At 44.9% G+C, this 21,528-nt stretch carries 15 protein-coding genes and 3 pseudogenes; 10 read left to right on the top strand and 8 right to left on the bottom strand.

Annotation, left to right across the window (positions count from 1 at the left end):
- Nucleotides 1–354: 354 nt before the first annotated feature.
- From I8U17_RS11730 to I8U17_RS11720, 3 genes are all read left to right on the top strand, one after another.
- Nucleotides 355–1,509, top strand: coding sequence for an FAD-dependent oxidoreductase (locus I8U17_RS11730; protein WP_198059451.1), 1,155 nt, complete (start codon nt 355–357; stop codon nt 1,507–1,509).
- A gap of 75 nt (nt 1,510–1,584) precedes the next feature.
- Complete coding sequence (locus tag I8U17_RS11725; RefSeq protein ID WP_232331066.1) at nt 1,585–3,369, top strand: M3 family metallopeptidase; 1,785 nt, start codon at nt 1,585–1,587, stop codon at nt 3,367–3,369.
- A 175-nt stretch (nt 3,370–3,544) separates the two neighbouring features.
- The gene (locus I8U17_RS11720; RefSeq protein ID WP_198059449.1) at nt 3,545–4,564 is read left to right on the top strand and encodes a glycerophosphodiester phosphodiesterase family protein; all 1,020 of its coding nucleotides are present in this window, start codon (nt 3,545–3,547) and stop codon (nt 4,562–4,564) included.
- Between the two features lie 52 nt (nt 4,565–4,616).
- On the opposite strand, the gene I8U17_RS11715 is transcribed toward I8U17_RS11720, so the two are convergent.
- Together I8U17_RS11715 and I8U17_RS11710 are read right to left on the bottom strand one after the other, a co-directional pair.
- Nucleotides 4,617–5,132 carry an SgrR family transcriptional regulator gene (locus I8U17_RS11715; protein WP_198059448.1) on the bottom strand — a complete coding sequence of 172 codons (516 nt, stop codon included), beginning with the start codon at nt 5,130–5,132 and terminating at the stop codon, nt 4,617–4,619.
- Between the two features lie 353 nt (nt 5,133–5,485).
- On the bottom strand, nt 5,486–6,058 hold the full coding sequence (locus I8U17_RS11710; RefSeq protein WP_181735456.1) for a helix-turn-helix domain-containing protein: 573 nt from the start codon (nt 6,056–6,058) through the stop codon (nt 5,486–5,488).
- A 129-nt stretch (nt 6,059–6,187) separates the two neighbouring features.
- Here I8U17_RS11710 and I8U17_RS11705 point away from each other — a divergent pair, with 129 nt between their 5' ends.
- From I8U17_RS11705 to I8U17_RS11670, 7 genes are all read left to right on the top strand, one after another.
- Nucleotides 6,188–6,874: an AzlC family ABC transporter permease gene (locus tag I8U17_RS11705; protein WP_198059447.1), complete on the top strand. Its 687-nt coding sequence runs from the start codon at nt 6,188–6,190 to the stop codon at nt 6,872–6,874.
- Nucleotides 6,867–7,187 (top strand): AzlD domain-containing protein, encoded by a 321-nt coding sequence (locus tag I8U17_RS11700; protein WP_198059446.1) that lies wholly within the window; start codon nt 6,867–6,869, stop codon nt 7,185–7,187. Before I8U17_RS11705 ends, I8U17_RS11700 begins: the two co-directional genes overlap by 8 nt.
- A gap of 643 nt (nt 7,188–7,830) precedes the next feature.
- Nucleotides 7,831–8,646 carry an SPL family radical SAM protein gene (locus I8U17_RS11695; protein WP_033102269.1) on the top strand — a complete coding sequence of 272 codons (816 nt, stop codon included), beginning with the start codon at nt 7,831–7,833 and terminating at the stop codon, nt 8,644–8,646.
- Between the two features lie 164 nt (nt 8,647–8,810).
- The gene (locus tag I8U17_RS11690) at nt 8,811–9,485 is read left to right on the top strand and encodes a response regulator transcription factor (RefSeq protein WP_033102268.1); all 675 of its coding nucleotides are present in this window, start codon (nt 8,811–8,813) and stop codon (nt 9,483–9,485) included.
- Nucleotides 9,482–10,531, top strand: coding sequence for a sensor histidine kinase (locus I8U17_RS11685; protein WP_081944018.1), 1,050 nt, complete (start codon nt 9,482–9,484; stop codon nt 10,529–10,531). The genes I8U17_RS11690 and I8U17_RS11685 overlap by 4 nt, the downstream gene beginning before the upstream one ends.
- 15 nt (nt 10,532–10,546) lie before the next feature.
- Nucleotides 10,547–12,313: an ABC transporter ATP-binding protein gene (locus I8U17_RS11680; protein WP_198059445.1), complete on the top strand. Its 1,767-nt coding sequence runs from the start codon at nt 10,547–10,549 to the stop codon at nt 12,311–12,313.
- A gap of 590 nt (nt 12,314–12,903) precedes the next feature.
- Nucleotides 12,904–13,341: a carboxymuconolactone decarboxylase family protein gene (locus I8U17_RS11670; protein WP_198056397.1), complete on the top strand. Its 438-nt coding sequence runs from the start codon at nt 12,904–12,906 to the stop codon at nt 13,339–13,341.
- A 123-nt stretch (nt 13,342–13,464) separates the two neighbouring features.
- Here the strand turns inward: I8U17_RS11670 and I8U17_RS11665 are convergent.
- The 6 genes and pseudogenes from I8U17_RS11665 to I8U17_RS11640 form a co-directional block, all read right to left on the bottom strand.
- A pseudogene (locus tag I8U17_RS11665) lies at nt 13,465–14,419 on the bottom strand (polysaccharide biosynthesis protein).
- Between the two features lie 22 nt (nt 14,420–14,441).
- A pseudogene (locus I8U17_RS11660) lies at nt 14,442–15,078 on the bottom strand (DUF1796 family putative cysteine peptidase).
- Between the two features lie 137 nt (nt 15,079–15,215).
- Nucleotides 15,216–16,352 carry a glycosyltransferase family 4 protein gene (locus I8U17_RS11655; RefSeq protein WP_198056398.1) on the bottom strand — a complete coding sequence of 379 codons (1,137 nt, stop codon included), beginning with the start codon at nt 16,350–16,352 and terminating at the stop codon, nt 15,216–15,218.
- A 276-nt stretch (nt 16,353–16,628) separates the two neighbouring features.
- Nucleotides 16,629–18,626 (bottom strand): glycoside hydrolase family 13 protein, encoded by a 1,998-nt coding sequence (locus I8U17_RS11650; protein ID WP_198056399.1) that lies wholly within the window; start codon nt 18,624–18,626, stop codon nt 16,629–16,631.
- Between the two features lie 167 nt (nt 18,627–18,793).
- Nucleotides 18,794–20,197 carry an MATE family efflux transporter gene (locus I8U17_RS11645; RefSeq protein WP_198059465.1) on the bottom strand — a complete coding sequence of 468 codons (1,404 nt, stop codon included), beginning with the start codon at nt 20,195–20,197 and terminating at the stop codon, nt 18,794–18,796.
- Nucleotides 20,198–20,615: 418 nt separating this feature from the next.
- A pseudogene (locus tag I8U17_RS11640) lies at nt 20,616–21,082 on the bottom strand (DUF5946 family protein).
- Nucleotides 21,083–21,528: the final 446 nt, after the last annotated feature.

Raw genomic sequence — 21,528 nt, 5'->3', positions numbered from 1 at the left:
GACAGAACCACGAAAAAATCATGGTGATCTTTCGCCGAATGGTAAAATGTATGGATGAAAAGGGCATTAAATATGAGAAAAGAGCAGATGGTTTTTATATGAGTGACAATGATTGGGATCACTTTATCAAGTTTTGCAGTTAAAAGATTTGACCTGAAGTTAGGAATGGTATGGGGAAAAATCGTTTCAGCGGAGAATTTATCAGGGGATTTTAAAAAACATTGACCAGAAAGTTTATACCCATCTGTTTATCCAGTATCCTGAATAATAGGAATTTATTCATTGACAAAACAAATTAGGTGCTCTTATTATTTTATAAGGTTAACTAATTTTTTTGGAAAGGAGTTTTGGATCATGACATTGCAAGAAAAGTCAATTGCGATCATCGGTGGCGGTCCGGGCGGCTTGATGTTAGCCCTGATTTTACAGCGTAACGGAATAAAAGCGACGATTTATGAACGTGAACCCGATGATAAAAATATGGAGAGAGGTGGATCTTTGGATATTCACGAAGATACTGGGCAGTTAGCTTTAAAAGAAGCAGGTGTATATGAACAATTTCTGAGCAAAGCCCGTTTTGAGGGTGAAGACTTTCGTTTGTTTGATAAAACAGGAAAGATTTATTTGGATGAGGATGCAGATGAAGAATATGGGGCCAGGCCGGAAATAGATCGGGGGGAATTATGTGCATTACTATTAAATGCGTTAGATAAAGAGTGCATTCAATATGGATATAAACTTGATAAATGCATCCCATTGGAAAATGGCAAAACCGAATTGCATTTTGAAAACGGACAGATTGAGATTGCAGATTTGGTGATCGGTGCAGACGGTGCATTTTCCCGGGTGCGGCCAATACTGGCTTCTGAGGATATTTCTTATTCAGGTCTTACGATGTTGGAAATGAATGTGGTAAACGCAGCTGTGAACCATCCTGATTTGGCGTCATTTCATAAACGTGGTACAGTATTTGCTCTTGATGAAGGAAAAGGCATTATTGGTCAGTTAAACGGAAATGGTACGATTAAGGTGTATGTTGGCCTGAAAGTGAATCGGGATTGGTTGGACCGTTGCGGTATTCCTTTTAACAAACCGAAAAAAGCAAAAGAGGCCATTTTGGACTTATTTGGCGACTGGGATGAACAATTGAAAAATTATATTCGTTATGCAGAAGATACAATAATTCCCCGGCGAATTTATATGTTACCAGTCGGATTTAAATGGCAACGCCATCCAAGGATCACGCTGATTGGAGATGCTGCACACTTAATGTCTCCGTTTGCCGGTGAAGGCGTCAATCTGGCGATGTTTGATGCTTATCATTTAGCGTTAGCGATTATGGATAATCAAAACAATGTTTCAAAAGCAATCGAAATATATGAGGAAAAAATGTTTGCTTATTCATCTGAAGCAGCTGCTGAATCAAAAGCAAATTTGGAGTTATGTTTTGGCGATCATGCAGCTGAAAGATTGATGAATGTGATGAATTCATATAAAAATAAGATTTGAAGGGAGGATGTCTGAATATTAAAACAGGTAGCCTTTAAAGTCAAGACTTAAGGAGGGATTTGCATATTGAAACCGATGGCAGACGGACCAACACGCTGGGATCTCCACTCCCTGTATCCTGGAGAAATCGAAGTCACACTTTCCAAAGAATTGAAGGAATTAGAGGTTGCATTGACTTGTTTAAGCGACCGTTTTCAAACATCATCCGCTGATTTTGACTTGATCAATGAAGACCAACTTCTGTTTTTATCTCAATCAGTCAGACAGATTGAAAAAGCAGACTCATTTTATTATTGCCTTTCTGCTGAAACCCCTGGACATCCCATTCTTACCTCATTACAAAGCCGTGTCTCCTCTCTGAAAGTCAGAATACGTACCCTATTGTCTGATTTGGGGCACCGTCTCGCCTCCATGAGCGATGATCAGTTCGAACAACTGATTCATCAACCTGCCATTCGCCCTTTTATTTCAGAAATTTCCGCACTTCGCGAGACAAGAAATTCCCCTTACCGAGTCTTGGAGGATTTTGCAGCGGAGCTTGCCGTGGATGGGTTGAAAGCATGGGAGGATTTGTATATCCAGCTTCGGAACAAACTGGAAGTCACAGTCCATGACGAGGCAAATCAAAAAAAACTCTCTTTCGGTGAGGCGAATCGAATTGCCTTAAACGATCCAGATCCATATCAGCGCGAACGACTGTTCAAATCGCTTACGCAAACCTTGGAACGGGATTCCGGGTTATTTGCGTCCGTGTTGAATCATATTGCCGGCTTTCGATTGACACTCTGCGGTTCCGCCAAAAAAGATTTGTTGGAAGAATCATTAAAATCAAATCGCATTGCCCGGTCCACGCTGGATGCAATGTGGAAAGCAATTGATGGATATCTTCCTCAGCTTATTCCATATCTCGGTTTGAAAGCATCCGAATCCGGAGAAAGTCAACTCTCATGGCACCAACTGATGACGCTATCCCCCGACGATCATCAGGAATCCATTCCTTTCCCCAGTGGGGTAGAATGGATCATTCAAGCGTTAAACGATCTGAGCCCGGATATGGGTGACTTTGCCCAATATGCCCTTGCCAACGGGTGGGTGGACGCCGTACCGTTTAAGCACAAGCCCTCAAATGGATTCTGTGCTCCATTTATCAGTGATAAGGAATCCCGTATTTCCCTTCGCTATGACAATAATATGGAGAGCGTTCGGATTCTGGCTCATGAACTGGGACACGCTTGGCATTATCGTCAACTGGAAGACCGCCTCTCCTTATTCTTGCTGGAAGACCAATTTCCAATGACGATTGCCGAAACCTCTTCCATTTTCTTTGAATTGGCTTTGGTGGATACCGTGATCCGGGAGTCAAAAGATCGAAAAACGAAAAAATCCTTGCTCAATTGGAAAATGCAAAGGAGTATCAATTACCTGATGGCCGTCAGGGGAGCTTATTTGTTTGAAACCCGTTTCTATGAAAAAAGGAAATCTGGGCCCTTGAGTGCCAGTCAAATTGAGGAATTGTCGATGGAAGCTCAGAAGGAAGCTTTTGGAGGCAGTCTCAGTCAATATCAGCCTTTTCAATGGATAAAAGCAATACAGTTTTACAGAACAGATGTACCTTTCTACAACTATCCTTATACTTTTGGTTATTTGTTCAGTGTAGGTCTTCTGGAAACAGCAAAGAAAGAAGGAAAGCAATTTGCCCAAAAGTTTACGTATTTTCTAAAAGAATCAGGAACAAAACCCATAGAAGAATTAGCTGACGATCACTTTCATATAAAGCTTTCCCGGCCGGACTTTTGGCATCAATCCATCAATCGAATTGTTAAAGATATCGAGCAATACACTATTTTATCCAAAAAATAATATTGAGATAAAATGATCCCTTCACGATATAGACCGGCTCCTTAAGCAGGGATGAACATTCTTTTTTAATTTTTGCCAAAACGGGGACAAACACGAAGGAAAAGGAACCTTTTTTAAACGTGATTCCCTGATACAATCGATGTTGAATCGCTCTTATCGGATAGTGGAGGGGAATATGAGAGGATCTAACAGGTTAGGGAAATTTGCTAAAAAAGTGCTGAAACGAAAAAGTTTTTGGATCTGCTTCGCGATTCTCATTTTCATTTATGTTAACAACAGCTCGCTGTTTGCAAAAGCGCCCGCCGGGCAGCCGCATCTTCTTGCGCACCGGGGGTTGGCCCAAACTTTTAACATGACCGGACTGACAAATGACACTTGTACCGCACAGCGCATTTACCCGCCGGAACATCCCTATCTGGAAAACACGATAGCTTCGATGCGGGCCGCTTTTAACAAGGGAGCCGATATGGTTGAATTTGACGTGCAACCGACGAAGGATGGTCAGTTTGCCATCTTTCACGACTGGACCCTTGACTGTCGCACCAACGGAACCGGGGTGACCCGCGACCATACGATGAAAGAGTTGAAGTCCCTGGATATCGGATACGGCTACACGGCTGACGGTGGCAAAACCTACCCATTCCGGGGCAAAGGCGTTGGTCTTATGCCATCGCTCGAGGAAGTGTTGGAGGCATTTCCGAACCGGATGTTTTTGATCGATGTGAAAAGCAATGACCCGACAGAGGGGATTCAGCTGGCCGACCACCTGGCCAAACTGCCGGTTGAAAGACGTGAGCAGTTGGCGGTATATGGTGGTGACGAACCGATCGCAGCGCTCAAGAAAAAGCTGCCCGATATGCGGGTTATGTCCAAGGCGACGGAAAAGGGATGCCTTTTGCGCTATTTGGCGATCGGCTGGACAGGGGTGGTACCGGAAGCGTGCGAAAAGACGGAATTGCATATCCCGGAGAAGTTTGCCCCGTTGTTGTGGGGATGGCCCACCCGTTTTCTCGACCGGATGGATCAGGCCGGAACCCGGGTGATCCTTGTCGCGGGGAGCGGAGATTTCTCCCGAGGATTTGATACGGCAGGGGATTTAAAGCGAATCCCGCCGGACTATAATGGATGGATTTGGACTAATCGCATCGACCGGATCGCTCCTCTTGTTAAAGGAAAAAAAGACGTGGCAAAATAACCAGATCCCCTCCTGTACGGTTCATCCCGGAAGGAGGGGATCTGTTATGAAGCTATTTCAATTTCATTTTCTGCGATTTTCCCTTATGTGAATGTTCACGATCGATCAGCAGCCATCTGCCGGTTGTGGTGGCAATCATGGTCGGGGTGAATGATTGAGACGGATTTTTTTTCAGTTGGTTTAATTCATTGACCTGAATATGAGGAAAACTTAACTCCTTCAACAACAACCGATAACATTGCTCGCGGGCTTCGCGGGGAACCCCTTCGCTTTTGATCCAGCGGATCGCCTCTTTGAATTTTCCCTGTCCAACCAAACATTGAACATAGAAAGGCAAAATATCGTTTAAGGATCGCCTGAATTGCAGTTTGGACCGATTTCCCCGTCCTCCGCCCGGTTTCCAATAGATGAGTCCTTCATTCCCCATGCTTTTTAACAATCGCTTTGCATTGCGCGGGGTGCAATAAAGCAAATCTGCCAGTTCGCTGATGCTCATATAGAACGATTGATATTCTTTAATATCTTTGAGTTGTAGACGTAATTCCAAAAAGTATTCGATTGTTTTCACATGAATCACCTACAAAATCATTATAGCGAATTTTATACGAGCAAAGATAGAAAAGAAGCAAAATGAGTAAGTATGAGAAATATATCCTTTCGCAAGGAGGGGGAGATGGATCACAATGTCATAGGTGATTATTCAAGAGAAGGAAATTGATTTTTTATACAAATTGGTTTGTTATACAAACCAACTACGTATACGCAAAACAATGCATAAACCGTTCCTGTTGATGAGCAAAAAGGAAGGGAGATGATGGTTTCCCTCTGTCCGCCAAGAAATAGACGAGGGAAAAACCGTTTCAGATCTCCCGAATGAAGGGATGGAGGCTGTTGGCAAAGAGCGAAAGCCTCTTCGTTCCTCTAGGGATGAGTATAGGAAATGACAAAGTGAAGGATCGTCAACGCAGAGGATGGATTGATATATTTATGGGGACGATCTCCTTTAAAACGAATGGAATCGTACTCATCCAAGCAGTAAGTTTCCCGGTCCACTTCGACCGTTAACCGGCCGGACATAACGGTTACAAATTCCATCACCCCTGGCCGGTGTGCTTCCGACAGATATTCCCCTCCCGGCTGCAAGTAACCCCGATAAAGTTCAAACGAGCCATAAGAAGAAAACAATGGTTCAGCGACAAACACCTCGTTTGAGCTGCTCAGCTTCAGTCCGTCCTTTTTGCGGGCGATGGAGACATCCGCTTCAATCGACAACAGCGCGGTAATCGGGATATTCAGGCCGTTTGCGATTTTCCAGATGACGGACAGGGTAGGGTTCCCTTCGCCGCGTTCGATTTTGATCAATGTTAATTTGCTGACATTGATTTGCTTGGCCAAAGCTTCCAGGCTGATCCCCCTGTTGATTCGTAATTGCCGCAGATTTGCGCCGATGCGCTTTCCCACGGATCCTTCTTCCCACGGACTTTCGATGTCCATTTTTTCCTCCTTTGATTAAAAAACAAGGTATTTTATCCTTTTATATATTATAATAAACTATAAGTTAATTATAATATACTTTTGGTTTTTCGTTTACATCCTTAAAAAAGAGAAAGGGATGTGTGCAAAGTGGATGAAAAAAAGAGCGTAAGATCCGGTTTGATTGAAGCTTTGCCATTAGCAATCGCCATTGCCGCCTACGGTTTATCTTATGGTGTACTCGCTTCACAAGCCAAATTCGGTTTGGCGGAGACCGTGGGAATGTCCCTGCTGGTTTTTTCCGGGTCTGTCCAAATGGTTACCGTGGCAATGTTGGCGGCGGATGCAAATCTGACCAATATTCTTTTTACCACCGTTTTGTTAAATCTGCGCAATTTGCTCTATGGTGCCGCCTTGGCCCAGGGAATTGCGCCTGCCGGGAAGTGGAGATGGTTATTATCATTTGGAGTTACAGATGAACCGTTTGTTTTAGGGAGCGCCAGGTTTAAAAGATACGGACCTGACCCGTTGTATTATGCGATTGTGACAGGCACTTTGTATTTGGCTTGGATCATTTCTTCGCTCAGCGGGGCTTTGATCGGAAACCGGATGGATCCGCAGCAATGGGGATTGGATCTGGCATTTCCGGTCACCTTTACGGCTCTTCTCATCCCCGGTCTCAAGGAAAATCCGGTCATTGCAACGGCACTCTCCGCGGCTGTCATTGCCGTTGTGCTTGAATATTTTTTTCCCGGTAACAATTTTACACTCATCCTGACAGGTGTTTTATCACCACTTGTCGGTCTTTATGTAAAGAGGAGGTTCCGGCATGATTAGAAACTGGCTTTTAATCGGTTTGCTGGCGGCTTCCACTTATCTTTCGCGCATCATCGGGCTCGAATTGATGGCCGGGCGAAAGATGAGCCCTGCTTTGCGTTTATATTTTCATTATGTTCCTGTCGGAATTATTTCGGCGCTGATCATCAAACAAATCTTCGTGCCGACGGATGGGCGGATCGTCATTTCTCTTCCGGTTCTGGTCGCCTGTTTTATTACTTTCGTGGCAATGAAGATGTTTAAAATGTTTCTTCCTTCTGTTGTGGTCGGAGTAATCTGCGGGTTATTCATCCGTTATCTTTTAAATGCCTGACATGGAGTATTTTTAATTTGGATGAGGAATGGACTGTTCAACAGCCCGACCGTGAGAATTGTCCCGATTCCGTCAAAGCTCTTATTGGTTGAAGCGGACAGGGGAATACTCTGTAGCGGTGGTTCCTTTCAGATGCTTTTTCGCTACATTGAGGCTTTTGGATAACAATACCGCCTGCTCGGGCGGTTTTTTTATTGGATCGTGATATTTGTTTTCGATTGAGCGCAATGTTCTCCAGTTCAGATCATTTGGTTTGCTTTAAGAGTGTATTTTCTGATTTCGAAGACGGCGGATGAATTTTCCCTTCTGTCCTGTGCAGCACCTTACATAAAATAAGTTCCGATAATCTTACATTATCGGAACCTATTCTTGAAGGTGATAAATCAGGCTGTCTACATACCAAAAAAGGAATCATGCTTTTTGTGAATGAGGAATTGGCCCGAAGCGCAATGGGGAGTGAAGTCCGAAAGGGCGAAGAATAAGGTCGCATCGAAGCTGTCCTGATATAGCTTCAGAAGTAAAGATCGGACCCTTTCGGCCGTGATCCGGGTTATACTGTGTAGAGGTGATCATCAATCCGCGGGAACGCATGAGTGTGAGTGTATACAAATAAACGCTGTTTCCGTTATATGGAGGATTCGGTATGAAGAGTGATTTTTTTTACAAATACCCAAAAAGGCTTTTGAATAAAGGAACAGGGTTTCTTTCGGATTATAGTTATTCTCTCAATCCGTATACTGGTTGTGCATTTGGCTGTTCCTACTGTTATGTGCGTCAAATGCCTGTTTCGTTGTTCCGTAAAGAGGAATGGGGAAGCTGGGTGGACATCAAGAAAAATGCTGCAGACTTACTGCACAAAGAGCTTAAGAGGGCCAAGAAACAAGGAAAAGTGACCATTTTTATGTCATCCAGCACAGACCCTTATCAGCCGATCGAGTACAAGGAGAGAGTAACGAGATCCTTGTTGGAAGTAATGGTGGAAAATAAACCGGATTTTTTGTTTGTGCAGACCAGGAGCCCTTTGGTACGCAGAGATATTGATTTATTTCTTCTTTTAAAAGACAGAGTCCGAATCAGCATGACCATTGAAACAGACAGGGAAGATATGCGTAAACATTTTACGCCCGATGCCCCGCCGATCAGCGCCAGGTTAAAGACGCTGCGTCTTTTATCCGATGCAGGCGTACCGACCCAGGCGACAATTGCTCCGGTGTTGCCCAGCAGCGAGGAGTTTCCGGAAAAGTTGCGATTGGTCGATCGTGTCTGTGTGGATGATTATTTCATGGGAGACGGCAGCGGAGGGAAGCGAACCGGGAAATTGGGGATTTTTTCAGTGTACAAAGAATTGGGTTTGGAAGAATGGTATGATCCTTCAGCATATCGCATCGTATATGACAGGCTGAAAAAAGTATTCTCAAACGACCAAATCTATTTGAGCAAGCAAGGGTTCTCGCCTTGATTAAGTCAATTTGCCAAACATGAAAATAACCGCAAATTTGTTTGCTTCACAAATCGAATCAAAGCAATATCAGAAAACTTCTCCTCAAGTCCATTCATATTGAGTTCATAAACTTGATATATCCTCTTAGTGTCCAGCAAAACCAAGAAGGTGATGGATTAAGGATGATCAAAATTTTAATCGTGGATGATGATCCTCACATTCGGGAACTGATTAAACTTTTTTTAAGTAATGAGGGTTTTTCCCTTTATGAAGCAGCGGACGGGTGCGAAGCGCTCAAACTGCTGGAATCCGTAAAAGTAGACTTGGTGATTCTGGATGTCATGATGCCAAACATGGATGGATGGGAATTGTGCAGGGAACTGAGAGAGCATTATGATATTCCTTTGCTGATGCTTACCGCTAAAGGGGAAACATCGCAAAAGGTAAAAGGGTTTGAGTTGGGAACGGATGATTATCTGGTAAAGCCGTTTGAACCGCTTGAATTGGTGGTAAGAGTAAAGGCGCTCCTCAGACGGTATCAAATTAATATCTCACAAACCGTCCAGGTTGGGAAAATGCTTCTTAATCGCAAAACTTATGAAGTGGTTATGGATGGCCGCAGTATGGTTCTTCCCTTGAAAGAATTCGAACTCCTTTTTAAGCTGGCCAGTTATCCGGGAAAAACGTTTTCCAGAGATCAGCTGATCGAAGAAATCTGGGGATACGATTTCATGGGCGATGAGCGAACCGTTGATGTTCATATCAAGCGGCTGCGGGAACGGTTTCCCGAAGAAGAATCTTTGTTCAGAATCCGGACGGTTCGGGGATTGGGCTATCGGTTGGAGGATGATTCATGAGCAGGTGGCGAATCGTCTCTAATATCGCGAAAGTATGGATGCTGATCCTCTTATGTTCATCCGTCGCTTATGCAATCACTTTCGGTCTCTTTGGTTTTATCCCGCAGCCCGGTGACTTCATCCGATACATTCTGAGTGAAACGCTTGCCTTTTTGATTTTCGGATTGACCGTATTTTTGATTGGCAGGACTAAAAATTCGAAGCGATCTGACGTATTAAACACGATGACCGACGCTTTGCGGCAGATCGCCAAAGGCAACTTCCGAGTCAAACTGAATGCACAAAAACTGACGGAACAAAATCATCCGTTTGGGAAGATCTTTGACAGCATTAACCATATGGCAGAGGAACTCAACCGGATGGAACAGATGAGGCAAGAGTTCATTTCCAATGTCTCGCACGAAATTCAATCCCCGCTCACTTCAATCCGCGGCTTTGCCAATGCCCTGCAAAACGATCAGCTCAGTCCGGAAGCACGCTGGCGTTATCTCAAAATTATTGAAAAGGAAAGCACCCGGTTATCCAAATTAAGCGAGAACTTGCTCAAACTGACCTCGCTGGAGTCAGCAAATCATCCGTTTGATCCCAAACCATATCGTTTGGACAAGCAACTGAGGCAGGTCATTCTCTCATTGGAACCGCAATGGGAAGAAAAGTCAATGGAGATGGATATATCCCTTGATGAGCTCCGCATCGTGGCGGATGAAGATTTGATGAATCAACTGTGGGTGAATCTGATCAGCAACAGTATTAAATTTACTCCGGAAGGTGGTTGTATCAAGATTCAATTGCGGCAAAAAGGAAAATTTGCCGAGGTGATCCTCGCTGACACGGGAATCGGCATTGCCGAGGAAGACCAGGCGCATATATTTGATCGGTTTTATAAAGCTGACAAATCCCGGAATCGTTCCGTCGGGGGCAGCGGTCTCGGTCTGGCCATTGTGAAAAAAATCATCGATATGCACGGCGGAAAAATCGAGGTCGAGAGCAGACTCGGTGAGGGAACAAAAATGATCGTCACGATTCCTTGCGGTTATGAAATCTAGTTTGGAGGTTTATGGATGGAACAAACAAGACCCGCTGTGAAAGTAACATTAAAGCAGTTTATCGATTTGGTCGATCTACGCGCATTACCCAAATTTTTAGTCGTTCTTATCTTGGGATTGAGTCTGGTTTCAACCATTGCCAGCCTGGTCGTGCCATGGTTCACCAAAAATATCATTGATGTGATGACAGTCAAATCATTGGATCTGAAAACGATCCTGCTTCTGCTCGGATCTTTTATCATTCAGGCGGCTTCAGCCGGTTTTTCCACCTATTTTCTGGCTTTCCTCGGGGAAAAAGTGGTCGCCAATCTGCGTAAACGCCTGTGGAATAAAACTTTGGTACTTCCTGTTTCCTATTTTGATCATCATCAGTCCGGGGAAACAGTGAGCCGCATCAATAACGACACAGCCGTGATCAAAAATTTAATCAGTGTGGAGTTGGTTTCGATTTTTACCGGAGTCATCTCTCTGATCGGCTCATTAGTGGTTTTGCTCTATCTGGATTGGTCAATGACGCTGGTCATGCTTACTTCTGTCCCGATCATTTTTTTCATTATGCGGCCGATCGGGAGGAAAATGTATTCGATTTCCAAGAGTTTGCAAGGGGAGATGGCCAGTTTCACCAGCCTGCTCACACAGGTTGTTTCGGAAATTCGCCTGGTTAAAGCGTATGTGGCTGAGCAGGTGGAAAAGAAAAACGGAGAACAAAAAATTGATCATCTGTTTCAAGTCAGCCTGAAAGAGGCAAAATGGACGGCGGTCCTGCAGCCGATGATGTCCTTTGTGATGATGTTCATGCTCGTCGTGATCATCGGTTATGGGGGATATCGCGTTGCATCTGGTGCTTTGAGTGCGGGAGACCTGGTCGCCTTTATTCTGTATTTGTTCCAAATCATCATGCCGCTCACCATGATGACCCGCTTTGTTACCAGTGTGCAAAAAGCGATGGGGGCCACCGAACGGTTGATGCAAATTTTGGATCATGAGCAGGAAGAAGTGAACTCCGGGAACAAAAAGATTGATCTGTCCCAGCCGATCCATTTTGATCAGGTCAAATTTGCTTATCCAGACCATGAAACGGTTATTCACGGTGTGAGTTTTACCATTCATCCCGGCAAGATCACGGCGATTGTCGGTCCGAGCGGAAGTGGGAAAACAACGCTCTTTGCGCTGTTGGAGCGGTTCTATCAGCCGACAGAAGGAGCAATCCGCCTCGGCGATACGCCGCTTTCCGAATTCGGGCTCCGGCAATGGCGCAGTGAGATCAGTTATGTATCCCAGGAAAGTCCGCTTTTGGCAGGAACGATACGGGAAAATATCTGTTATGGGATGGATCGCGAAGTTTCGGATGAAGAGCTGGAGAGAGCGGCCGAACTTGCTTATGCGGATGAGTTCATCAGGCAGTTGCCCAACGGGTTTGATACAGAAGTAGGCGAACGGGGGATCATGTTATCCGGAGGGCAGCGACAGCGGATTGCCATTGCCCGGGCGATTCTGCATGATCCCAAAATCCTGATGCTGGACGAAGCGACATCGGCTTTGGATTCCACTTCGGAGAAAGTGGTTCAGGAAGCACTGCAAAATCTGATGAAGGGGCGGACCACGCTCGTCATCGCGCACCGTTTATCCACTGTGGTTGATGCCGACCAGATTTTGGTTCTGGAAAAAGGAAGGGTGACAGGGATGGGCAACCACGAACAGCTGCTCAGAGATCATCCGCTTTACCGAAAGCTGGTGGAACAACAGTTTAAGTGGGAATTGCAAAACGGGAGGGCCAGTTAGGTTTTATTGCAAATTAATGTTGTTTGTCATGGCATGAAAGGATATATTATAGATAGATGTTATCTATAATAGCAACTGGAGTTGTCCCGAGATGCATTGCAGTGTTGGGGTAGAATATGCCTTGCATGGTTTGGTTCGTCTTGTGAATCCACCAGCGAACCAACCGGTCGGGATCAAGGGATCAAGGAATCAGCCAAATATCAAGGTGTATCTGAATCCTATTGATCCAAAATCTTCACGAAGCTGGCCAAAGAGGAGATCATCCGTTCCATCCCGGGAGCAAAAGGCGGTTTTGAGCTGGCAAAAGTGCGAAATCCATCTCTTTTTGGGATGTCGTTGTTGCAATCGAAGGATCAAAACCCATTTTCCAGTGCAGAAATATCACCAGCGAGTGTATTTTGTGTCGGGAAAATGGGATTCCTTCCTGCTTGAATTCAGCCCCCTGCCGGATCAATTTGGTCATGTTGGAAGCGGAGATCCCGAAAGAAGTAAGAAGAAAACGATGGAGTGGTTCAAATCGGCCAGTAACATGTCATTTTTTTCAATATAATTATAGATAATATCTATCCCCGATATCCTTTGAAAGGAGAATGACCATGCGAATAAAGGCCCAGGAGGTAAGTCCTGAAGCTTACACTGCCATGTATGGACTGGAGAAATTCGTCAAGCAAAGTGGATTGGACCCCAAACTTTACGAACTAATCAAAATCCGTGCCTCGCAAATCAATGGCTGCGCTTTCTGTTTGAATATGCACACGCAAGACGCTCGAAAAATGGGAGAATCTGAACAAAGGATTTATATGTTGAATGCCTGGCGTGAATCCCCCTGTTATACAGAAAAAGAACGCGCAGCCTTGGCCCTGACCGAGGCAGTTACTCTGATCTCTGAACAAGGGGTTCCGGATGATCTATATCAAGAAGTACGAAAATATTTTGATGAAAAAGAATTTGTCGCTCTGATCATGGCCATCAACACGATTAATGCCTGGAACAGACTGGGGATATCGACCGGTTTAACACCTCAATAACCACCCCGAGACGGATGAAAAACGGTTTTTCCCCTTTGTAACATGCTTTTTTGACCAAATTAAAAAAGCTGCTCGGATTTAAATGACCGGGCAGCCACAAGTGTTTTCGTCCATTCACCTTCTTCACTTGAGAAATCCGCTCTCTACCAGCATTTGCTTAATTTCTTCTTTGGTCATCAAAAAATCGGTAGAACTGAAATTTTCCATCTTTGCCGGCTTGGCATGGGAATAAAACTGCTTCAGCCCCGGAAGATCAATTGTCGGAAGAACGATGATATAGTTTTCATGATCGATTACGGTATGCTCTTTTTCATAATCGGAAATCAGAACTTCATGGAGCTTTTCTCCTGCTCTGGCGCCGATTTCAACAATCCGGACATTCTTTTTTCCGGATGCTTCGATCAAGACTTCGGCCAAGTCGAGAATCCTGCATGCGGGTGAGTTCATAATAAAAATCTCTCCCCCTCTTCCGTCGATGGCTGCTTTGAGCAGGGGTATCTTTTGGAGGCAAAAAGAATCGGGTCATTCTTTTATCAGTAATTTTAATCTTTAAATAACTGAAGGACACTCCCGTTGGTTCCCAGGATATTGCCACTTCTTACATTGATGGATTTGGTTTGCAAACAAATTTTATTGGCGTAAACGGTCAGTTTTTCCGCGATGGCCTTCGTCATCCCGTAAAAGTTGACCGGATTTGCAGCTTTGTCGGTCGAAATATTGATTACCTTTTTCACTTTGTTTATGATCGCTGCCTCAATCACGTTTTGAGTACCGATGACATTGGTTTTCAGGGCCTCGAGCGGTTGCTCTTCACAAACGGGGACATGCTTCAGTGCTGCCAGATGAAATACATAATCGACCCCTTTGCAGGATTTGATCAATGCTTCCCGATCCCGGATGTCGCCGATGCAAAAGCTGAGTCGGGGATCTTCCATCATTCTTTTCATTTGTACATGGCTCGTTTCATTTCTGGAAAAAACGATGATTTTCTTGGCTTCAGTTCCAACAGTTTGCGTACCAGTTCAGTTCCGCATGAACCGGTCCCGCCTGCCACCAAAATAACTGCATCCTGAAACATTGGTTTCCCCCCCCTTTCCTTTTCAGACAAGTTGAATTCCGGATAAAATCGTTCGCCAGTGATGGTCATTTCCTTCCCATATCTCCTTATTGGGTAATTCCAATGCACAAACTTTTTCCAGTGACCAGTTTTTCTCGACAATGCCGTTTACATCAGTATGATTGATCAGGAGAATGCGAAAATCATGGGTGACCATTCCCGACAAAACAGTTTGAAGTTCTTGAGCTTGTTGCAATGTACCTTCAGTCCTTACAAAGAGAATTCGCTTACAGGTAGCGGTCTTCTCCAAAAATCGTTGAATCCGCCGGTTCAATTTCTCTTTCACTTCGGGATAGGTGTTTAATTGGGTGAGCGTATTTCTGTCTGCTTTAAAATCATGAGAAGAAACGATGTTATAGGCATCATCTGATATGCAGATATGCGGTTCTTTCGAATCCACTCCCGTGGAATACCCGATAATTCTCAAATTGGGCAACTCCATAAAACCGATAAAGCGATTCCGCAAAAGGCGGTTGATCAGATAAAGAAGGGGAAGCCATCCAATCCAACACGCCCGAATACGGCCGTAAATTGTTTTTTCTGAGCTGCAGGGCCGCCAGGCAAAGATCGCCCAAACTAAAAATTGCGTCATACTTCCCATATAAATCTTTCAATTTCATTCTCCCAACCCCTTAAGCCAAAATCTAATTTTCCTGAAATTCAGGAATCACCATCGTTTACGCTTATTGGAAATGGCGCTGTTGTAAACTGTCAAGACTCTGTTAACCGCTTTATCCTGATCCCAATGAATCAATCCTCAGTTTCTTGCGTTTGTTCCGAGTCGCTTTCGGTATGCTTCGTCTTCCAGCAATAAATTCATTTGCGCGCACAAAGCATTTGTATCTCCCGCCGGAACTATGATCCTCGTAACTCCATGCTCAACCATTTCGGGCAATCCGCCTGCATCCGTTACAATCACGGGCTTTCCGGCGAGTTGTGCTTCAATCACGGACAACGGCTGGTTATCAAAGAGAGAGGGGAACACGAAGAGATCTGCACGAGCCAACAAACTGGGGACGTCATCCCGTTTCCCGAGAAAGAGAATGTCTTTGTCCAATCCCGATGTCATGCTTTGTACCTGCAACTCCGCCTTCTTTTCACCGTCCCCGACAATCCAGCAAACCCAATCATCCCGCAGCTGTTTCAATTGGCCCAGAGCGGAAATCAGATGGTGAATTCCTTTCAGTTCGACCAGCCGGCCCGTATAAAGAATCACTTTTTTGTTGGCCGGAGTCTGAAGCGAGCATGGCTCCCCGATTCGCCTGATGAAATCCTCTGTGTTGTATCCATAGGGAAACACTTTTACCTGTCCTTCTGGAACCAGAAATTCATTGGTCAGAATTCGTTTTAACCAATTGTTTGACACAATCGTGTATTCGGCGGACGTCGCTCCGATATATTCGAGTTTGTCAAAGTACTCTCGGGCCAGGTGGGAAGTGGGAGATTTATGAATGGTCTTTAACTGGTACCTCATCTCATGAGCGACAGAACCATGCAGAGTGGCTACAAGAGGGACTTCTTTTGGTTTCGCCCCGTTGATGCATCCGGTTGAAATCACATCTTGCGTATGGATGACATCATAGTTTTGCAAACCAAAGTGAAAGGCGGCGATCTGATAACAGTAACGTTGAAGTTCGGTGTATCTCACAACTTCATTTTGACTGTGAATGAGCGAATTTTGTTGGTTGAGTTTGGAATAAACCAAAGGCAGAAGCATCTCTTTTGCCAGTTTGCGGTCTTGGGTAACCATGTGAATATAGTTATTGTCATGCCCATATCCGAGTAAATCTACCTGATGGCCCAGAGAATCAAGCTTGTTTTTAAGTTGAGTCATATAGTTCCATACTCCACCCAAATGCGGAACCGCCCAGAACGTAGCGAGTAGTATTCTCATCGCTATAATCCTTTCTTTGGATTTTGTAATATATTAAGAAATTGAAACTATGGTATGGGTGGTTGTTAGTTGTGATCAGCACAATATCTATAGAAAAAGTGATTGAAAAAACCGGCCGGAAAGGTTTCGCACATCTTTCTCGTTGCCAAGTTTGTTTATCATGGTAAATGGGATTGAATATTATGTATATGAAATGTTAATGTTGCCCCTGATCAAAAAAGAGCACCGATCCTTTTGTTTCGGAAATCGGTGCTCTCCCATTTCTGCAAACCACGCTCACTGGGCTAAAATCGCGCCGTAGTGTCCATTTATCGTGATGGTGACGGTACCATTTTGCACTGTATAAGTTTTGCCGCTGATTTTGTCCGTGACCGTGCTGCCGTTGGTCATGCTGAGCTGCCAGACGGGGACTGTAACCGTGTGGCTGACGGTATCGTTATTGAGGACGACTGCAATTCGGTTCTTGGCATCAAAACGGCCATATGCGTAAATTTTATTTGGATCATCTGTCAGCAAGGTCATAAAGGAACCGGTACGGAGCGCAGGATACTCATTGCGGATGGAAATGAGCTTCCGCGTAAGGGCGACGGCGCTGTTGGAGGACGTGCCCTGGGACCAGTCAAAGGTACGCCGGTTGTCCGGGTCGGCCCCGCCTTGCATCCCGTATTCATCGCCATAATAAATCGTCGGAGTGCCGACATATGTCATTTGGAAGAACAGGGCCAGGTAGGTTTTCCATATGTCGCCTTCTGCCCGCGTGCCAAAACGGGGAATATCATGGTTGGAAAGGAAATTCATCATCGATTGCTGGACATTTGTCGGATAGTTAGCCCGCGTTCCTCTTAACCAACTGTCAAACTGCGAAGTGCTGAGCGAAGCGGGATTATTTTGATAATCTTTTCCGGTGATCCATTCGGAAACGGGTTGAGTGAAACCATCAAAATTGGTGGCTGCATCCCATTGGTTTCCCTGCGCTGTCCAGGGATTGGCGTTTCCCCAATATTCTCCAATGATGGCTGCGTTTCTGTTTACTCCTTTCACGGCATTGCGGAATTCGCTCCAAATCTGGTGATTGGTTGCATCGCTTCCGTTATTTCCGTTGGCATCCACATATTGAGCGGCATCCAAACGCCAGCCGTCAATGGAGTAAGGAGAGTTCAGATAACTTTTGGCGATTGAATCGGTGTTGTTGTAGATGATCCCCCGAACCGCCGAACCGCTTTGGCCGTAATTCAACTTGGGCAAACTGCTGAAACCCAGGAAAGAAGCGTAGGAATTGGGCCAGGCGGTAAATGTGTAATAATTAAACCACGGACTTGATTTGGACTCGTATGCGCCTTGCGTGCTGAAGTTGTTGTATTTGTCAAACCAGGGATGGCTGTCTCCCGTATGATTGAAAACGCCATCAAGAATCAAATAGCCTTTTGGCCCGTTTGCCGAGCTGTGGATGTGGCTGGCCAGCGTTTGCAAAGTGGAATTGGTGCCGAATGCCGGATCGACCGTCATATAATCTTGCGTGTCGTATTTGTGGTTGGTCGGAGCCTTGAAGATGGGATTGAGATAAAGGATATTCGCTCCCACTGTATTCTTGATATATCCCAGTTTTTGGTCGATTCCCTCGAGGTCCCCGCCGAAGAAGACCAGGCTGTTATTATAGCCGGGATCTGCGTAAACACTGTTTCCCCAAGCCTTTTTTTCGGTGGGGGTGCCATTGTAGGTGTATTCACCGGTTTGCACATCATTGGAAGGATTTCCATTGTAGAAACGATCGGGGAAGATCTGGTACATAACCCCGTTTTTCAGCCAATCCGGTGTCTTGAAGTCGGGGATAATGAAAAAGTCACCGGAACTGGGTTCGCTGGAAGAAGGGCCGTAGGCATTGTACCATACAGTGCTGGAACCATCATTGATCTGAAAACGGTAATACTTGATGGAAGAGCTGGCAGGGATCGTTCCTCTCCAGTAATCGAAAGTTCCGGTCGGATCATTGGAATCCCAGACCATCGGGATCCAGTGAAATGCATTGTCCGCTGTATCCCAATATTTGATATTGGCGCTGGTGATATCGCCTTTGAAGGTACGCAGCTTCAGCGTGACACTCTGGGTGGAGGTGGGCTCGGGCGCAAGGTCGAAAAGAGGGCCCTGGTCATGAAACAATCCGTCCCATTCGACATTGTTGTCGTTGGACGCAGCCTTGGCAACCGGAGGTGAAAAAGAAAGAGGCAAAATCAACAGCAAGAGCAGGGAACAGGTGAGGAAACGGGTAAAACGCATGTGTAAACACCTCAGATGCAGTAGAGATTTTGTGCAAGCGGTTGCATAAAACGCTTACAACATCATTATAAACGATAAAAGAAAGAAATTGTCCTGATTATTTTAAAAAATCCGGCGATCTTACCATGAAAAAAGCAGCCCATCCGGTTGGACGGGCTGCTGTCGGGTTACGTTCCCGATTCCTCAGGTCTGTCAAAGAAACGCTGGTGTGTTTTGCGTTTCCAGAACCTGTGATAGTACACATATTGTCCGATCAGAGCAACGGTGAATGAAACGGGATAGGCGAGCCAGACCCCATACAATCCCACTGTCCGCGAAAAAATGTAGGCTGCAGGGATTTCCGCAAGAATGACAGATAAAATAATCAGCGATGTGGGCCAGAAAACCGTTCCGCTCGAACGCATCAAACCGGACAAAATGATCACATGCCCGAGGAGGATAAAGGCCCATAAAGTGAGGTACAATGACTTTTGCGCTACAGTGATGGTAGACGGGTCGGTTAAAAACAAAGAAAAAATCTGCCGGCTGAATATATAGATCAATCCCGACAAAACAATCCCGATCAAATAGTTGAGACGGACAGTCGTTTTCACCAATTCTCCCAGGCGATCTTGTTGATTGGCACCGATCATCTGGGCCCCGAAAATACCGATGGCAATTGCCAGGCTCATGGCCGGGATCTGCACATAGTTGATCACCTGATTAATAGCGCCGTAAGCGGCTGTTGCTTGTGCACCGAAATGGTTCACAAAAGTGACAATGGCGATCTCTGATAACGAAATGACAATCATCTGGATACTCGTCGGCAAACCGATCTTGATCATCAGGCGTAAAATCTGCGGATCAAGTTTCAGCTTCTTCAGCGTGGTTTTATCCAGTGCGAGTGGATGGCGGGTTTTAAGCAGGTAGAGGATCAAAATGATGAATGTAATGAAACTGGCCAAGATTTGCGCTAGAGCTGCTCCTTCCAATCCCATCTCCGGCACACCCCACCCGAACAGGAATAAGGGGGTGAGCAAAATCGTCACCCCTGTGCTGATGACGAGAAAGTAGAAAGGCGTTTTGGAATCGCCCGTACCGCGCAACAAGGTGGTGTAAATCACATAGAGAAACAGCATGGGCAATCCTGCAAACAGCATCTGCATATATTTTTCCGAATCTGATTTGATCTCTTCGGGAATACCGATCAGGTTCAGCAATTGGTCTGAAAAAACAAGCCCGATTGTCAAAGATAAGATCCCCAGCAAGAAGCTGAACGAAAGAGAGGTTCCTACTGTTGCCTTCATCCTCTCGATATTTTTGCTGCCGAAGGCCTGACCGATGAGAACCGAGCTTGCACTCCCCAATCCGATCACAAAAGAGATGAGAAAAAAAGTGAGCGGAAATACTGCGCTGGCCGCTGCCAAAGCATCCTCCCCGATTTTTTGGCCGATGAGAACCGAACTGACCGTGCCGCCCAAAGATTGTAAAACATTACTGAATACTAACGGGATTAAGAAGATCACAAGCGTCTTCCACAAAGGTTGTGAGGAGTCGGCGGGAACTTTCTTCTTTTTTTGTTCCGAATCCATTTCCGTTATTGCCGGATTTTCCTGCGACAAAATACATGCCCCCTTTTGGATTTATTTAGGTGAAGCTCCAGATCTCTCTATGAAAATGCATAGTCTATTTTATATTTCAAAATCAATCTTGATAAGTATTGAATTTTATTTTGTTTTCCCTTCAATATTGATTTTTGGATTTATATAAATGATTGTATGTTCCTCTTTATTCTTGGCATGATGGGCGGTTGGAATACGACGAAGCGTAGCTTGCTTTGCTTGGGAAGACTCAAGACCGGTTTCAACGGCAAGTATTTCGCAAGCGCTCGCAATAGCTCGATATCATTTCTGCCTCCTGCAATTTATGACTGTTTTCGCTATACTTCAAATGAAAGTCTGATCGCAATCCATCAATGCTTTAAAAAACAGTTTTTATGAACAGAAACCTTTATTTCAAGAGAGTACGGCAGATGTCTTTTACCCAATTCTGTTGATATTTCCAACTTTCCCAGACATCATGCATCCATTTTCGAAGCATTACATCTCGAATTTCTCCCGGTTTTTCTTTCAAAACATCACAAACAGTTAGCGAAAAGGATGATTTATCCGGAGGTTGCAAAGCTGTACTAGTTTTCCGCTGTAACCATGTTCAATGGCATAATACAATCCAATTAACGCAAAAGCAGTGGTGATATTTTTCATTTCATTTCCGGAATGCTGAGCAGCGTATGCATCGACAGCATGTTGATGAATGAAATTGATGTCTTGCTTGCTAAGTGTATAATAGGTAAGTTCAGTGTATTTTTGATAGCATTCACTTGTTGCATTGTAACTGTGGGTCAGTTCAAAATGTTGATTGGGCAGCTTGAGCCCGCAACCTGGGCATTCGTCTATCTGTTTGCTTGATTTTTCCATTGCTCCGTCCCCTCTCATGAAATGGACAATAAGCCTTGGTTCGCTATCTTTATGTCAAGCGAATCATTGTGCGAGTTGTTGCATTTACATTGGAAGAAGCAGTGGTCAATAGATAAGCCCGATTCCCTTCAAATCATCGCTCGTCTGAATTTTTTGAAATGGGGTTAGTCAGGGAGTGGGACTGCTGTGATTAAATTACACGAATTGATGGAGACTGGCAAGAGTATTCGGGAGATTTCGAGCTGAAACAGGAGATGCCCGCAATGCTGTTTTGAGAATATATAAATCTGGCATGTAAGAAGACCAAACATGGAAGAAACTTTCTTCCGGCATCCTCCTTAAGGGGATGCTGAGGTTGTTGACAAAGAAGGTCAACAGCCTTTTTTGTTGAAAAGGTATAAAAAAACATTCCGAAGGAAGGTTTCTATGTTCAGGACGAATTCATC

The organism is Thermoactinomyces sp. CICC 10521 (genome assembly GCF_016055135.1).
GTDB classification, from domain to species: Bacteria; Bacillota; Bacilli; order Thermoactinomycetales; family Thermoactinomycetaceae; genus Thermoactinomyces_A; species Thermoactinomyces_A daqus.
The sequence above is the reverse complement of the archived record's forward strand: the minus strand, read 5'-3'. Positions and strand labels throughout refer to the sequence as shown.